This is a genomic window from Asticcacaulis solisilvae, from assembly GCF_052327315.1.
Classification (GTDB): domain Bacteria; phylum Pseudomonadota; class Alphaproteobacteria; order Caulobacterales; family Caulobacteraceae; genus Asticcacaulis; species Asticcacaulis solisilvae_B.
The window spans coordinates 514,598-530,613 of record NZ_CP166197.1 but is presented as its reverse complement, the minus strand read 5'-3'; the positions used below and the strand labels follow the sequence as shown (position 1 = coordinate 530,613).

9 protein-coding genes are annotated in these 16,016 nt (G+C 63.8%); 7 read left to right on the top strand and 2 right to left on the bottom strand.

What is annotated here, in order from left to right:
- Window positions 1-169 precede the first annotated feature (169 nt).
- The 4 genes from AB8717_RS21130 (at window position 170) to AB8717_RS21115 (ending at window position 7,899) form a co-directional block, all read left to right on the top strand.
- A complete protein-coding gene (locus tag AB8717_RS21130; RefSeq protein WP_443751014.1) occupies window positions 170-3,523 on the top strand; it encodes a TonB-dependent receptor in 3,354 nt (1,117 codons plus the stop codon).
- Window positions 3,524-3,583: 60 nt separating this feature from the next.
- Window positions 3,584-5,092 carry a tryptophan halogenase family protein gene (locus AB8717_RS21125; protein ID WP_443751013.1) on the top strand — a complete coding sequence of 503 codons (1,509 nt, stop codon included), beginning with the start codon at window positions 3,584-3,586 and terminating at the stop codon, window positions 5,090-5,092.
- Window positions 5,089-6,546: a tryptophan 7-halogenase gene (locus tag AB8717_RS21120; protein WP_443751012.1), complete on the top strand. Its 1,458-nt coding sequence runs from the start codon at window positions 5,089-5,091 to the stop codon at window positions 6,544-6,546. The genes AB8717_RS21125 and AB8717_RS21120 overlap by 4 nt, the downstream gene beginning before the upstream one ends.
- Before the next feature lie 318 nt (window positions 6,547-6,864).
- Window positions 6,865-7,899 (top strand): LacI family DNA-binding transcriptional regulator, encoded by a 1,035-nt coding sequence (locus tag AB8717_RS21115; protein WP_443751011.1) that lies wholly within the window; start codon window positions 6,865-6,867, stop codon window positions 7,897-7,899.
- A gap of 207 nt (window positions 7,900-8,106) precedes the next feature.
- On the opposite strand, the gene AB8717_RS21110 is transcribed toward AB8717_RS21115, so the two are convergent.
- Window positions 8,107-10,158 carry a glycoside hydrolase family 97 protein gene (locus AB8717_RS21110; protein ID WP_443751010.1) on the bottom strand — a complete coding sequence of 684 codons (2,052 nt, stop codon included), beginning with the start codon at window positions 10,156-10,158 and terminating at the stop codon, window positions 8,107-8,109.
- Between the two features lie 407 nt (window positions 10,159-10,565).
- Between AB8717_RS21110 and AB8717_RS21105 the strand changes: the two genes are divergently transcribed.
- The 3 genes from AB8717_RS21105 (at window position 10,566) to AB8717_RS21095 (ending at window position 14,668) form a co-directional block, all read left to right on the top strand.
- Window positions 10,566-11,582, top strand: coding sequence for a cupin-like domain-containing protein (locus AB8717_RS21105; RefSeq protein ID WP_443751009.1), 1,017 nt, complete (start codon window positions 10,566-10,568; stop codon window positions 11,580-11,582).
- Complete coding sequence (locus tag AB8717_RS21100) at window positions 11,579-12,247, top strand: DUF6445 family protein (protein ID WP_443751008.1); 669 nt, start codon at window positions 11,579-11,581, stop codon at window positions 12,245-12,247. Before AB8717_RS21105 ends, AB8717_RS21100 begins: the two co-directional genes overlap by 4 nt.
- Window positions 12,248-12,424: 177 nt before the next feature.
- The gene (locus AB8717_RS21095; protein WP_443751007.1) at window positions 12,425-14,668 is read left to right on the top strand and encodes a beta-glucosidase; all 2,244 of its coding nucleotides are present in this window, start codon (window positions 12,425-12,427) and stop codon (window positions 14,666-14,668) included.
- On the opposite strand, the gene AB8717_RS21090 is transcribed toward AB8717_RS21095, so the two are convergent.
- Window positions 14,669-15,721, bottom strand: coding sequence for a LacI family DNA-binding transcriptional regulator (locus AB8717_RS21090; RefSeq protein ID WP_443751006.1), 1,053 nt, complete (start codon window positions 15,719-15,721; stop codon window positions 14,669-14,671).
- Window positions 15,722-16,016 lie beyond the last annotated feature (295 nt).

The window sequence follows — 16,016 nt, the reverse complement described above, 5'->3', positions numbered from 1 at the left end:
CTCCCGCTCAGTCTCCATAAACGTGTTGGACGAAGAACAAGCAAAAAACGGCCGGCAAACCGGTCAGATGCGGCGCTGCTCACGCGGCCGCTCTGTCCGTATGCCGGCGCATAAAAACGCACGCCAATCACAATGCCGGCGCGAACGTCGGCTGAACATGGAGAAAGCAATGAAGTCCAACCGTTTCAACGGTACGCAGCTGCTCAAGGGAAGTGTTTCCCTGATGGCGCTGGCGGCCGTGACGATCGCCGGCCATGCCCAGGCGCAGGCTGCCGCGAGCACGGACAAGAGTGACGAAGTCGTCGTCGTCGGTGTCCGCAAGGCGCTGAAAACCGCACAGGACATCAAGAAAAACGCCGACACGCAGGTCGATTCGATCACCGCGACCGACATCGGCGCCTTCCCGGACAAGTCCGTCGCCGAAGCCCTGCAGCGCGTGCCCGGCATCACCGTGTCGCGCTTCCAGTCGAGCGACGACTCGACCCACTTCTCGGCCGAACCGGCCCAGGTCCTGATCCGCGGCCTGACCTTCGTGCGCACCGAACTCAACGGCCGCGACATCTTCACCGCCGACGGCGCCCGTGGCCTGAACTTCAACGACGTGTCGCCCGAACTGATGGCCGGCGTCGATTCGTACAAGAACCTGACGGCCGACATGATCGAAGGCGGCATCGCCGGCTCGGTCAACCTGCGCACCCGCCTGCCGTTCGATTCGAAGGGCCAGGTCATCGCCCTGTCGGGCCGTGCCGACTATGGCGACCGCTCGAAGAAGGCGACCTACGAATATTCCGGCATGTACTCGAACCGCTGGCAGACCTCGGTCGGTGAGTTCGGCCTGCTGGTCAACTATGCCAATTCGCACGTCCTGACCCAGACCGAAGCGGTCGTCATGCAGCGCATCGGCACCTTCTGCGACGCCGGCTACGCCGACTCGTCCGGCAACCCGATCGTCAATTCGGACGGGTCCGTCCCCTGTACGCACAATCCGTACGGCGGCAACGGCTGGGCCTACATTCCCGACCAGGTCAACTATTCCCAGGTGGAATACGACCGGACCCGCCACGGCACGTCGCTGGCCGCGCAGTACCAGAACAACGACAAGACGTTCGAAGCCACGCTGCAGTACAACGACACCTATTACCGCAACGCCTGGCGCGAACGCTCGTCGAACGTCAGCCTGTTCGGCCTGTGGGCGGCGCCCGCCTTCTCGCCGCAGACCACGGCCATTGTCGGTCCGGCCGACGGCTCGTCCTTCACCTTCGCGCCTGACGGCACGCTGACCTCGGGCATCATCACGACCGGTTCGGGCGGCTGGGGCGGCTCGACCGCCGACAATCTCAACCGCGGTTCCGTCGTCGCGGGCCTGCCCTTCGTCAACTACTGCGGCGCGGGCGCGGTTCCGGCCTGCACCACGCAGCGCCAGGGCATCACGGTCAACGACGAAGCCCGTATCTTCAACCACACCGAAGGTACCAAGGATATCTCGCTGAACGCCAAGTGGAAGATCAGCGACCAGCTGCGCACCAATTTCGACGTGCAGTACGTCAAGGCCCAGACCAACAATTACGACATCCTGGTCGCCGCCTCGACGCTGGCCAATGCCGACTACAGCGTCAACGGCGACGGCACGCCGCAGATCAAGCTTGAGCCGGGTTCGAACGTCAACTACGCTCCGGGCTTCCTGTCGAACACCCACAACTGGTTCATCCCGTACATCCAGGACCACTACGAAGACAACGACGCGACCCAGGCCACCCTGCGCGCCGACGCCGAATACCGCTTCCACGACGCGGGCTGGCTCGACACGCTGAAGGTCGGCGTCCGCTATGCCGACCGCAAGCAGAAGGTCCGCTATTCGGCCTACAACTGGTCGCCGGTCGTCCAGCCCTGGAACGGCTGTAACAATCCGGGCTTCAGCCTCGATAACACCACGGGCGGCGCCTATACCTGCAACCCGACGGCCCCGGCCTTCAAGGGCTACGGCGCCGGCATCTGGGCGGTCGAACCGCTGCGCAGCGGCTTCTACAACGGGGACGTCTACAACAACGGGCCGATGGTCTTCCTGTCGAACGACGTGCTCGGCGACTACCAGCGCCAGGTCCAGGCCCTGTCGGGCTCGACGACCGGTTCGCCGCTCGGCTGGACCCCGTTGTGCCAGCGCGCCAGCAACACCGAAGGCTGCTTCGTCGACTCGGAAATGCTGAACGTATCCGAAAAGACCGAAGCCGCCTATGCGATGCTCAAGTTCGGCGGTCCGGACAAGACCATCTTCGGCGGCATCACCGTCAATGGCAATATCGGCGTCCGCTACGTGACGACCGACATCGAAAGCCGTGGCGGCGTGGCCTTCAACAACCCGACCTGGTACACGCTGCTGGCGCCGTGCTCGACGCCCACCAGCTCGGCCAACCTGGTCAACCCGTCGTGCTACCTGACGGCCGACATGCAGACCTTCAGCCAGGGCGCGGGCACCAAGAGCACCTACGGCGCCACGCACAACAACTGGCTGCCCAGCTTCAACATCCGCTTCGGGCTGGACGACAAGAACTTCATCCGTTTCGGGGCGTCGCGCGCCCTGTCGCGGCCTGATTTCGGCCAGCTGCGCAACTACGTGCAGATCCAGGCGCCGACGATTAACACCACGTCGAACTCGCCCTTCATCATCTGGAAGAATCCGGCGGGCTCGCATACCGATCCGAACAACGTCCAGGGCTACAACTTCGTCTTCAACGCGGATTCGGGCAATGCGGCCCTGGCGCCGATCACTGCCGACCAGTTCGACCTGAGCTACGAGAACTACATCAGCTCGACCAGCTCCTTCACCTTCGACCTGTTCTACAAGCACCTCAACGGCGATATCTCCTACGCCGAACTGCCGCGCGCCGTTACCTTCAACGGCGTGACCGAGAACGTGGTCGTCCGCGGCCCGGGCAACGGCAAGGGCGGCGGCACGCTGCGCGGCTTCGAAGCGGCCTACCAGACCTTCTTCGACTTCCTGCCGTCGCCGTTCAACGGCCTCGGCATCCAGGCCAACTATACCCGCACGGAGCAATCGGGCATCACCAACTCGAACCTGGCCAACGAGCCGGGCTACGCGGCGGGCGGCACGATCGCATTCGGCGGCGGTCTGCAGGTCAACGGCGCGGTCTTCGACTCGCACCGCCTGGCCGGCATCTCGGACGAGAGCTACAACATCGTCCTGCTCTACGAAAAGGGTCCGATCGCCGGACGCATCGCCTATAGCTACCGTTCGGACTTCCTGACGAACAACCTCGACTGCTGTATCGGCCTGCCGATGTGGCAGAAGGGTAACGGCTTCCTCGACGCGTCGCTGCGCTATCGCCTCAGCGACAATGTCGAGCTGTCGATCGACGGTTCCAACCTGCTCAACACCACGACCGTGATGCAGCAGCAGGTCATGGGCGACTCGTCAGTCACGCCGGGCGCCAAGCCGGTCCGCATCGACTCGGCCTGGATCCGCAACGACCGCCGCTTCCAGATGGGCGTTCGCTTCAAGTACTAAGGCGTAACCGGGCGCGGCCTCTTGTCAGGCCGCGCCCTTTTTGTTTTTTGCGAGTTCGCCATGCAATCGAAACGCACCATCGTGATCCTTGGCGGAGGCACCGCCGGCTGGATGTGCGCGGCAGCCTTGTCGCCGCTGATCCGCACCGGCAGGATCAGTGTGTGCCTGGTCGAATCCGACCAGATCGCCACGGTCGGGGTCGGCGAGGCGACGTTGCCGCACATCAAGGACTTCAACGACAGTCTCGGCATCGACGAAGCGGCCTTCATGCGTGCGACCCATGCCACCTTCAAGCTGGGTATCGCCTTCGCCGGCTGGGGCAGCGAGCGCTATATCCATCCCTTCGGCATCTTCGGCCAGGACTGGGGCGGGACGCCCTTCCAGCACCACTGGCTGCGGGCCCGCCAGCAGGGCGAGGCCGCGCCGCTGGAGGACTACAGTTTCGCCGTAACGGCCGCCTCCGCGCACCGTTTTGGCTTTCCGGACGGTGATACGGCGTCAGTGCGTTCGACCTTCGCCTACGCCTATCACTTCGACGCGGCCCTCTATGCCGGCTTCATGCGCGACTTCGCGACAAAGGCCGGCGTGACCCGGACCGAGGGCCGCGTCGTCTCCGTCGTCCGCGATACGAACAGCGGCGATGTCACGGGCCTCCGGCTCGAATCCGGTGCGACCGTGGCCGGCGACCTGTTCGTCGACTGCTCGGGCTTTATCGGCCTGTTGATCAACGCGGTCGCGCCCGATCAATGGGAGGACTGGGGCGACTGGCTGCCGTGCGACCGGGCCTGGGCGGTGCCGAGCCGCAGGATGGACGATGTCGCACCCTATACGCTGTCGATCGCCCGTGAGGCGGGCTGGCAGTGGCGTATCCCGCTGCAGCACCGCACCGGCAACGGCTATGTCTTTTCGAGCCGCTTCACCTCCGAAGCCGAGGCGATGGACGTCTTGATGGCGAATCTTGCGACCGAACCCCTGGCCGATCCGAAACTGCTGAAATTCCGCGCCGGCCGGCGGCCGAAGTCGTGGAGCGGCAATGTCGTTGCCACAGGCCTGGCCAGCGGCTTTCTGGAACCGCTGGAATCGACCAGCATCTATCTTGTCCAGGCGGCGATCCGCGAACTGATGCCGCTGCTCATGACCGGCAACGACGATCCGCGCGCCCGCGATGCCTTCAACCGCGCCATGGCGACCGAATACGACCGTATCCGCGACTTCCTCATCCTGCATTACCATGTGACGGACCGCACCGAGCCGCTGTGGCAGCATGCGCGCACCATGGACGTGCCGGACTCGCTCAAAGAGAAGCTCGCCCTCTTCCGGACCCGGGCCTATATCGAATCCTACAATAGCGGCCTGTTTTCCCCGCCGAGCTGGCTGGCTGTGCTGGTGGGGCAAGGCATCCTGCCGACCGGTTACGACCGCACGGTCGACTGGATGCCGATGGATCGCCTTGCCGGCATGCTCGACGAACATCGCCGCCGCATTGCGTCGGAAGCCGGCATTATGGCGTCGCACGCGGCAGCGCTGGCCTCCTATCTTGCGCCGGCGCCCGCGGAGATGGCGTCATGAGCAATCCCGTCCGCAAGGTTCTGGTCGTCGGGCGCGATGCCCCGCTGTGGCTCAGCGTCCTGGCGCTGCACCACGCCTTGTCGCCGGCGGGTATCGCGGTCGAAGCTGTCGAGTTGCCCGCCATGGCCCGGCCGCAGGACATACAGGCGGCCCTGCCGGCGCTCGAAGCCTTCCATAGCCGCATCGGCCTCGACGAAGGCGATGTATTGAAGGCGACGCGCGGCAGCTTTTCCATGGGACAGATGTTCGAGGGCTTTGCCGCGGGCCGGCCCTTCTTCCATGCCTATGGCAGCCACGGCACTCCGATCGCGGGCGTGCCTTTCCTGCCGTACCTGACGCGCGCGCGGCGCCAGGGCCTGGGTGTCGCCTTCGAGGATTTTTCACTGACGGCGGCCGCCGCCAAGCAGGGGCGCTTCGTCCTCCCCGACGACGAGACCGGCCCGTTCGCCCGGACCGACTACGGCTACCATCTGCCGGCCATGGCCTATGGTGAGATGCTGAAGCGGCAGGCCTTGCGGCGTGTGCCGGTCCATGCGGCGCGCCATGCCGAGGCCGTGCTCGACGCTGGCGGCGATATGGCGGCTGTCGATATCGGCGGTTTGCAGATCGCCGCCGACCTGTTCGTCGACGCCACGGGCGCGCAGTCGCTTCTGTTGCGCAAGGGGCTGAACACACCGTTCGAATCGTGGCGGCACTGGTTCCCGGGCGATCGCGTCCTGACAGCGGCCGGCCCGGCGCTGTCGCCCATACCGCCCTACGCCAGGATTACGGCGGCCGACACCGGCTGGACAGGATTGTTCGCCGCCCGGGACGCTACGCATATCGTCCATGTCTTCGACGGTTCGCAGACCCCGGATGAGATCGCCGCGCGCGGCATCGGCTTCGGCGACGCGGTCGTGACGCCGCTGGCGCCTGGCGGCTCGACGGCCTGGGTGCGCAATTGCATAGGCATAGGCGAGGCGGCCTGCGTCTTCGATCCGCTCGACGCCGTGGGATTGCAAGCCGTGCAAATCGGCCTGGCGCACCTGGTGACGGTGTTTCCCTATGATCGCGTCCATCAGCCCGAACGCGCCGAATATAACCGGCTGATGACCATGGCCAATGAAGGCTTGCGTGATTTCCAGCTCCTGCACCATGTGCTGTGCCGGCGGACCTCGGCCTTCTGGCAGAAGGCCCGGGCCGCCCCTCCGCCCGATCGGCTGCGCCATCGCCTTGACTCGTTTCTGTCGGCCGGCGTCCTCGCGCCGCAGGATCAGGACAGTTTCACGGCCGACAGCTGGAATGCGGCCCTGCTCGGCCACGGCCTGGTGCCGGACGCTTACGACCCGCGCGCCGACCTTACCCCGGACGCCGCCCTGAAAGGCAATCTTCAGTATATGCTCGGCTTTATCCGCGAGCAGGTCGGCAAGGCCTACGACCACGACACCTACCTGAAGGCGTTTTGCGGCGGGTGATTTTCCGCGATGGGCTCGTTTCCAACTGCGATTGACCTTCACTTGATCGCCGTTGGCAAGGGCGACTGCCCACCGCCGGCTTGTTCTCAAAGAGCGAAGCGTTAGAACGCTTCTATAGGCGGCGAGCCATGCGGCGTTTGAGCTGAAAAAAAGCCTATGCCAACGGTCATTCTTGATGGCCGTTGGCATAGGAACCGTTTTCATGAGGTGATTGATTGTTTCAATCATGATAAGGTCCTGTGGACGGGAGGGACCCATGACCCCTGCCGGCCAATAGTCCGAGAGCGCGACAGCGCCGGTGCCACAGGGTAGAGCAGGGTGAAGAGACCGACTTCGTTAGACATCGCCGCGATTACGGGCGTGTCGCAGACCACCGTTTCGCGGGCGCTCAGTCATTCGCCGCTCGTCAACGAGGAGACGCGCCAGAAGATCCTCGATGTGGCGCGGCAGCTGCACTACAAGGTCGACGCCAACGCCCGCAAGCTGCGCTCCAAGAAGATCCACACCATGGCGGTGCTGATCTCGGCCGACCTCGACAATCCGCAGAACCCGATCAATCCCTTCTTCCTGCCGCTGATCGGCTCGATCCTGCAATATGCCGGCGAGAAGGGTTTCGACATCATCACTTCGCTGCAGCAGCCGACCGACGACTGGGGCACCGACTATGGCTTCTCGCGCCGCGCCGACGGCATCATCTTCCTCGGCTGCAAGGATTTCGAGAGCTACACCAACAAGTTCGAATACCTGAACCAGGTCGGCGATCCCTGGGTCGTCTGGGGCGTCAACCGCCCCGACTGCGCGCGCCTGTGCATCGGCAGCGACAATGAGGACGGCGGCTTCAAGGCGACCAGCCACCTGGCCAGACTCGGCCGCCGCCGCATCGCCTATTTCGGCAAGTCTTCGCCTGAACATCCCGAGTTCAAGGAGCGCTTCGACGGCTATCGCCGGGCACTCCACGCGGCGGGGATCGAGTACGACCCCAAGCTGCACCGCGACTGCTTCCTCGAGCGCGACGAGGGCTTTGCCGAGGTCGGCCGCATGATCAATGAAGGTGTCGAGTTCGACGCGGTCTTCGCCTCGTGCGATCTGCTGGCCATGGGGGTATTGCAAGGTCTGAACCGCCACGGTTTCCGCGTGCCGCACGACGTGTCGGTTATCGGCTTCGACGACCTTTGGGTGTGCAGTTCGCTGTCGCCGGCCTTGTCGACCATGCGTCAGGACACCGAAGCCGCGGCGCGCGTTCTGGTCGACGGCCTCTCGGCGCTGATCGAGAACGAGCCGGTCAAGGATATCCGCATGCCGACGCAACTGGTGGTGCGGGAATCGTGCGGCGGGCTTTCAAGGATGAACTGAGGACTTAACACCTCCCCGTTTTCGAAGAAAATGGGGAGGGGGGCCGTCCCACGAAGCCTTGGCGAAGTGGGATGGTGGTGGGGTTTCTTACTTTCTTTCCACGCGTAGGCGATTCAAAGAAAGCAAGAAACCCCACCACCACCCTCCGCTAAAGCTCCGGGCGGTCCCCCTCCCCATTCGTTCCGAACGGGGAGGTACAAGAAGTGCCTACTTCCCCGGCACCAACCGTATGGCGAATCCACCCCCCGGGGCCATTTTCAGCATCAGCACGTCCTTGGCTGTCACCGTCTTCTTCTCGATGACGATATCGAAGCGTGCAGGGCCCTTGTCGTCCGCATGGTCGCCGTCGCGGTAGATCTCGGCCGTATAGGTTTTCCCCGGTGTCAGGAAGCTCAGCGGCACGCTGGCCGTCCGCCACTGGTCGTCGCTGATCCCGCCCAGGTACCAGGTCTGCGACGTCCGGTCCTTGCGCGCGATGACGGCATAGTCGCCGGGCTCGCCCGACAACATGCTGCTCTCGCTCCAGTCGGTCGGGACATCCTTGATGAACTGGAAGGCCTGCGGATATTTCGCATAGTTTTCCGGCAGGTCGGCCGCCATCTGGATCGGGGAATAGAGCACGACATAGAGCGCCAGTTGCTTGGCCTGGGTCGACAGCAGGTCGCGCTTGTTGCCTTCCAGGCTCAGCACGCCCGGCGTGAAGTCGAACGGACCCGCCAGCATGCGTGTGAAGACGAGGTTCGCCTCGTGCTCGGGCGGATTGATGGGCGTGCCCCAGGCGTTATATTCCTGGCCGCGCGCGCCTTCGCGCGACACCCAGTTGGGATAGGTGCGCCTGAGACCCGTGTCCTTGATCGGCTCGTGGCTGTCGACGGCGATATGGTACTTGGCGGCCAGTTCCAGCACCTTCGTATAGTGGCGCGAGCCCTCCTGGCTGTCGCTGAAGCCGTAGTGGATGCTGTTGCCGGGGCCGGCGAACTGGTCGGTGCCCGCGTCAGTGACATAGCCGGTCTTGACGCTGTCGACGCCGTTGGCGGCGTAGAGCTGGTAGGCCTGGTCCATCTGTGATTCGTAGCGCGCCATATTGCCACCGGTCTCGTGGTGACCCACCAGATGGACGCCCTTGGCCGCTCCATAAGCCGCCAGCGCCTTCAGGTCGAAATCGGGTGTCGGCCGCGTATAGTCGAAATCCTTGCCGGAGCCGAACCACTGGCCGTCCCAGCCGGGGTTCCAGCCTTCGACCAGCACGCCGCGGAAGCCGTTCTTCGCGGCAAAGTCGATATATTTCTTGGTGTTGTCGGTCGTGGCGCCGTGCTTCGGTCCCTGGGCCCAGGTCGATTTCTCGAGGTGCATTTCCCACCAGATACCGACATATTTGTACGGTTTGACCCATGACACGTCGCCCAGCTTATTGGGTTCGTTGAGGTTGAGCTCGATATTGGAATTGTAGAGCGCCGGCGCATTGTCGGTGATGATCATCGTCCGCCAGGGTGAGGTGAACGGCGCCTGGCGCTCGACGCTGGGCCCCAGCGAGCCCGGCGCCAGATGCGCTTTCAGCCGCTGGCCGTCGACGCGGCGCACCCACATGGAGGCAAAGTCGGTCAGGGCCGCTTCGTGGAGCGCGATATAGACGCCCTTGTCGGTCTTGATGGTCAGCGGCGTATTGGCCTGGCTGACCTCGTTGAGGGGCGTCTCGTTATAGAGATATTCCAGATTGTCCCATTCGCCACCGACATTCCACCATGCCTTGGCGGGATCCGCGACGGCGAACTCGGTCTGCTCGTCGATTATCTTCACGTCCTTCAGCTGCGGCTGGTCGGGAAATTCGTAGCGGAAGCCGATACCGTCGTCGAACAGGCGGAAAACCACAGTCATGTGGCGGTTGTCGTAGACCTTCTGCACGAAGTCGACGCGCAGTTCGTTGTAATGATTGCGCACGTAGCGGCGCTCGCCCCACGGCTGCTCCCAGGTCTCGTCCGCCGAAGAGGTCTTCTGCGAATCCAGGGCGAACTGGCCGTCGAGCGCCGGCGCATTGGCCACCAGGAAGCCCATGCGCGACGGGGCGATGATGACAGCGCCCTTGCGGTCGACCTCGTATGAAATCTTGCCGGTGGCGTCGGTATAGAGCTTCACGCTGAGCGTCCCGTCGGGTGACGAGCCCTGCGCCACCAGGTCGTCGGCCAGCGCCGGGGAAACGAGGCAGGCGGTCAGCAATGCCGTGGAGAACGACAAGGTACGCATGGCGGACTTGAAGCGCATATCTATACATCCCTGCATGAGTCCGGTGTGTCTCGGACCTTTGGTACATGTTTGTTGTTTCGGATGTACTATGCCAACGCTGTCAAGGTAACCCTAAAATATTCAATGCATACGTATTCAATTCAATGCATAGAATTGCATACGTATTCAATATTGAACTTCATTTGGTATGGCCGTAGCTTTATTATGCAATGAGTGTCCGGCAATTTCCCTTCCGGACTTTCGGCCTGCAGTGGGGGAGGGTCATGGCCTCTTCCGCGTTCTTTCTGGGTTCCGGGTTAGTGACTGAACCGGGGACCGAAAATTACGGAGCCCGTCTTTGTAATTTTGTTCTTCCCAACACACTGTCCCCTTGCCTCGCGGCAAGGGGATTTTTTAGCATGTAGAAAAGCAAAACGGGGACGGGCATGCGGGATCCATTTGCAAATCTGGCTCAGGTGGCGACGATCGATGCGCCGTCGCCCCAGGTCTTCCATCGCGATATCGTCGCCGCCGAAGAGCCGGTGATCATCCGGGGACTGACCGGGGCGTGGCCGGCACTCGAGGCCGGGCGGACCTCGGCCGCGGCCATGAGCGCCTATCTGCGCGGCATCGACACCGGCGGGTCCGTGCCTGTCATGGAGGCGCCGGCCGCGACCGGCGGCCGCTTCGGCTATATGAACGACATGTCGGGCTTCAGCTTCTCCAAGCGGCAACTGAGCCTGACGGCGACGCTGAACCGGCTGGAGGCCATCCTCGGCCAGGCCGATGCGCCCTATATCGCGATCCAGATGTTGCCGCTCCTGTCGCACTGCCCGGATTTTGTGCGCAGCAATCCCATGCCGCTTCTGTCGCCGCAGGTCAGCCCGCGCCTGTGGGCGGGCGGAGCCGTGCGCACCCAGACGCACAACGACCGCGACCACAACCTGGCCTGCGTGCTGGCGGGGCGGCGGCGGTTTCTGCTGTTTCCGCCGGAGCAGGTCGCCAACCTCTATGTCGGGCCGCTCGACCAGCCGCCGCCCTTGTCGCTGGCTGATCCCGAGGCGCCCGACTACGACCGCTTCCCGCGTTTCCGCGAGGCCATGGCCGCGGCGCGCGTGGCGTACCTGGAGCCCGGCGACAGCCTGTTCATGCCGAAATACTGGTGGCACCATGTAACCTCGCTCGAGCCGTTCAACGTCATGATCAACTACTGGTGGGGCGATATGCCGGCGGGCCTGGAGAACCCCAATGACGGCTTCCTGGCGGCGCTGCTGGCCTTCCGGCATCTGCCGCCCGGCGAGCGCCGGTACTGGAAGGCCATGTTCGACGCCTACGTCTTCGGCGCCGAGGGCGATGTGACCGGCCATATTCCGGAGGCGGCAAAGGGCGTGCTGGGCGCCCTGCCGCCGCCGATGCGCGCGCGGCTCAGGCAGGAACTGAAGCTCATCCTGTTGAAATCATGAACCCCTATGGTCCGCCCGCCAGCGCCCGGCTGGAGATTCGCCGTATCGGCGCCGAACAGAGCCCGCTTTTGATCGTCGACGATCCGGTCGCCGAGCCACTGGCCCTGATCGACGCGGCGTGCCGAACCGCCTTCTATACGCCCGACCATACGCTTTATCCGGGTGTCAATGCGCGCCTGCCCGAAGCCTACTATGCCGCGATCCTTGCCCTGCTGCGCGGGCCGCTGGAAGGCGTTTTCGGCCTGCCGGCAAAATCGTACCTCGACTATTTCGGCTTCTTCGGCCTGGCCGCGCCCGGCGACCTGAGGCCGATCCAGGCCGTGCCGCACTATGACGGCGCCGATCCCGGCCTTGTCGCCATGGTCCACTATCTTTGCCCCGAAACCTACGAAGGCACGGCTTTCTATCGCCACCGCGCGACCGGCATCGAAACGGTCGATCCGGCGCGCGAGGCGGGGTTTGCCGGGGTGGCCGCCGCTGAACTGGAAGCCGGGCAGGGGATGGCGGCCTATGAGGAGATCGCCCGGGCCGGGATGCGCTTCAACCGGCTGATCGTCTATCGTGGCAACAGCCTGCATCGCGGGCTGCTGGGCGGTGCGGACCTGTCGGCCGATCCTTTGCGCGGCCGGCTGACCGCCAATGGTTTTGTCAAACGCAAGGTGTGAGTTGTTTTTGTGGCGTCGGTTGACAAAGCTATTCTAAGGTGATGTAAGATAAAGCCAATGTCAGGCCGGGATATTAGTCAACGGCTTACGTGGCGTTATTTTATACTGCGGAAAATAAACTCTAAAGCCCGCAAGCTATAGTATGGCGCCGGATAAGTAACCGCAGGGATGCCAACAATGGTCACACCGTCGAAACTCGCCATCGCGGCTGTATTGTCCGCAGTCGTTATTGGAAGCGCTTCCATATCAATGCCGGTTTTGGCCCGCGCCGCGCAGGATCATTCCGCGTGGAGCAACAAAAGCTTGGGCGCCGATGCGCGCGCCGACCTTTTGCTGAAAGCGATGACGCGTGAGGAGAAGCTGACCCTCGTCTTCGGCTATTTCGGCGCCGACATGAAGGACAAATACACGCGTCCGCCCGAATCGCGCTGGTCGTCGGCGGGCTATGTGCCGGGCATCGCGCGCCTGGGCATTCCCGCGCAATACGAGACCGATGCCGGGATCGGCGTCGCCACCCAGCACGATGCCGACCATTGGCGTGAACGCACCTCGCTGCCGTCGGGTATTGCCACGGCGGCCACCTGGGATCCGGACCTGGCCTATAAGGGCGGGGCGATGATCGGTTCCGAGGCGCGCGATTCCGGTTTCAATGTCATGCTGGCCGGTGGCGTCAATCTGCTGCGCGAGCCGCGCAACGGCCGCAACTTCGAATATGCCGGCGAAGATCCCTGGCTGGCCGCCAACATGGTCGCCGCCCAGATCAACGGCATCCAGTCGAACCACGTCATTTCGACGATCAAGCACTATGCGCTCAACGCCCAGGAAACCGGCCGCCACTTCGTCAGTTCGAACATCGGCGAAAACGCCGCCATGACCTCGGACCTGCTGGCCTTCCAGATCGCCATCGAAAAGAGCAAGCCCGGTTCGGTCATGTGCGCCTATAACCGGGTCAATGACGATTATGCCTGTGAAAACAAGTGGCTGCTCAACGACGTGCTGAAGACCGACTGGGGCTACAAGGGCTATGTCATGTCGGACTGGGGCGCCGTCTATTCGACCGCCAAGGCCGCCAATGCCGGCCTCGACCAGGAATCGGCCGGTCATTCCTTCGACAGCCAGCCCTTCTTCAAGGAGCCCCTGGCCGCGGCGATCGCCAGGGGCGAAGTCAAGACAGCCCGCCTCGACGACATGGTGCGCCGAATCCTGCGCAGCCTGTTCGCCACAGGCCTGATGGATTCGCCCGAAGTGGCCGACAAGCCGATCGATCTCGCCGCCCATGCCAAGGTCACGCAGGCCGACGCCGAAGCCGGCATGGTACTGCTGAAGAACGACGGCAATGTCCTGCCGCTCATCAGGACCGCCGAGACCGTGGCCATCATCGGCAGCCACGCCGATGTCGGCGTGCTGTCGGGCGGCGGCTCGTCGCAGGTCCACGGCGTCGGTGGCAATGCCGTGCCGGGTCTCGGCGATCCCGGCTTTCCGGGGCCGGTCTATTATCACCCCAGCTCGCCGCTCAAGGCGATCGCCAAACGCATCCCCGACGCGAAGATCGTCTATGACGACGGCACCGATCCGGTGCGCGCGGCGAAACTGGCTGCCGGCAGCGACATGGTCGTCGTCTTCGCCAACCAGTGGACCGGTGAGGATCTCGACTTCTCCGTGACCCTGCCGGACAACCAGGACGCCACGATTTCGGCCGTTGCGGCGGCCAATCCGAAGACGGTCGTGGTACTGGAAACGGGCGGACCGGTGCTGATGCCGTGGGCCGACAAGACGCCGGCCATCCTCGAGGCCTGGTATCCCGGCACCGAAGGCGGCGAGGCGATCGCCCGCGTCCTGTTCGGCGAAATCGACGCGACGGGCCGCCTGCCGGCGACCTTCCCGGCATCGCTCGACCAGCTTCCGCACCCGGCGCTGTCCGACAACAACGGCAATCCCAAGGCCTTGTTCGACGTCACCTACGACGAAGGCGCGGCCGTGGGATACAAGTGGTTCGACAAAAAAGGCCTGAAGCCTCTGTTCCCGTTCGGCCATGGCCTGAGCTACACGCAGTTCGCCTATTCAGGCCTCAAGGTCGCCAACGCCAAAGGCAAGGTCACGGTCAGCTTCGACGTCAAGAATGTCGGCGGCCGCGCCGGCAGCGCCACACCGCAGGTCTATGTCGGTCCGGACGGCGATTTTGCCGGCTGGGAAGCGCCGAAGCGCCTGGCGGGTTTTGCCAAGGTGGCCCTGGCCCCCGGCGCCGCCCGCCATGTCAGCGTGACGGTCGATCCGCGCCTGCTGGCGACCTATAACAAGGGCTGGGTGATCAAGGGCGGCAAATACGCCGTCTCGCTCGGCGCCTCGTCGCGCGACATCAAGGATACGGTATCGCTGACGCTGGCCGCGCGGACCCTACCAGTGACCTACAAAGGAAACTGATCAGGCGTTCGGTGTTGTCGCCGACTCGCGGATGACGAGGCGGTGCGGCACCAGGGTGACAAGGCCGCTGTCCGATACGGGCGGCGGCTCACCGCCGACGATATCGAACAGGATTTCGGCGGCCCGCGCGCCCATGGTCTTGAGCGGTTGGTGGATGGTGGTCAGCGGCGGCCAGATGATTTCCGACACGGGCGTGTCGTCGAAACCGACGACCGAGAGGTCGCGCGGCAGGCTGAAGCCCATCTTGTGCGCGGCGAACAGGGCGCCCACGGCCATGTCGTCGTTGGCGCAGATGATGGCGGTCGGATGGCCCGGCGTGCCGAGAATCTTCACGGCGATATCGGTGCCCGAGCGGAAGGTGAAGCTGCCGCGCTCGACGCGCGCCGCCGCTGGGTCCAGTCCACCCTGGTCGAGCGCCCGGACGAAGCCGGCAAAGCGGTCCTCGGCCGAAACGTGCCCTTCGAGGCCCTTGATGAAGGCGAAGTTGCGATGGCCGAGCGACAGTAGGTAGCGGGTCAGTTCAAAGCCCGCGGCCTCGTCGTCTATGCTGACGCTGGGGATGATCTGTTGCGCCGGCCGGCCCGCCGATAGCGCTACCACGGGAAAGCGCGCGGCCTTTATCTTTTCCAGAAGCTCGGCGTCGTCGGAAAAGGGCGGGGTCAGGATCAGGCCGTCATAGCGCCGCGAGCGGATAAGCTCCATGACCGTCTCGGCCTTGCGCAGCGAATGCTGGTTGACGGCGTGCGTGCCCAGCTGGAAGCCGACCTGGCCGCACGCCCTGAGCGCGCCAAGCTCGATACCGGCGTAATAGAACGAGTTCGGTTCGTTCTCGACATCGGACGAATAGATCAGCCCCAGCACGCGGCTCTTGCCGCCCGCCAGCGAGCGCGCCTGCATGTTGACCTTGTATTGCAGCTTTTCGACGGCGGCCAGCACGGCCTGCCGTACCTTGTCGCTGACGTTCGGCCCGCCGTTGAGCACGCGCGAAACCGTGACCCGCGCTACCCCTGCCAGCGCCGCCACATCGTCGATTGTAGGCTTCCCCGATCCCACCTGGTTTTAACCCTCGAAACAATTTTCGTATAATGACGGCAGTTCGCAAATGATTGCAATAGCTTACCCGCGGTCATGAGGGCTGACCGCGGGTTTTTTCAGCTCAGGCGCCGCATGGCGCGCGCAAAAAAGAAGCCGGTTCTCCAGGGAGAAAACCGGCCGGGATCATGGAAGATCATGAAGTTGGGAAGAACGCCGCTCAAGCCAGAGCGGGGTAACGCGACAATGGAAGCGCTTCCATCATCTGTCTCTTTATGGCGTGCAGCGCTTGAAGAGTCAACAGAAACAACAGGTG

What these genes read in the sequence shown, in the direction of transcription:
- AB8717_RS21105 (WP_443751009.1), top strand. Translation starts at nt 10,566, where the DNA reads ATGCGGGATCCATTTGCAAATCTGGCTCAGGTGGCGACGATCGATGCG.
- AB8717_RS21100 (WP_443751008.1), top strand. Translation starts at nt 11,579, where the DNA reads ATGAACCCCTATGGTCCGCCCGCCAGCGCCCGGCTGGAGATTCGCCGT.
- AB8717_RS21125 (WP_443751013.1), top strand. Translation starts at nt 3,584, where the DNA reads ATGCAATCGAAACGCACCATCGTGATCCTTGGCGGAGGCACCGCCGGC.
- AB8717_RS21130 (WP_443751014.1), top strand. Translation starts at nt 170, where the DNA reads ATGAAGTCCAACCGTTTCAACGGTACGCAGCTGCTCAAGGGAAGTGTT.
- AB8717_RS21120 (WP_443751012.1), top strand. Translation starts at nt 5,089, where the DNA reads ATGAGCAATCCCGTCCGCAAGGTTCTGGTCGTCGGGCGCGATGCCCCG.
- AB8717_RS21095 (WP_443751007.1), top strand. Translation starts at nt 12,425, where the DNA reads ATGGTCACACCGTCGAAACTCGCCATCGCGGCTGTATTGTCCGCAGTC.
- AB8717_RS21110 (WP_443751010.1), bottom strand. Translation starts at nt 10,158, where the DNA reads ATGCGCTTCAAGTCCGCCATGCGTACCTTGTCGTTCTCCACGGCATTG.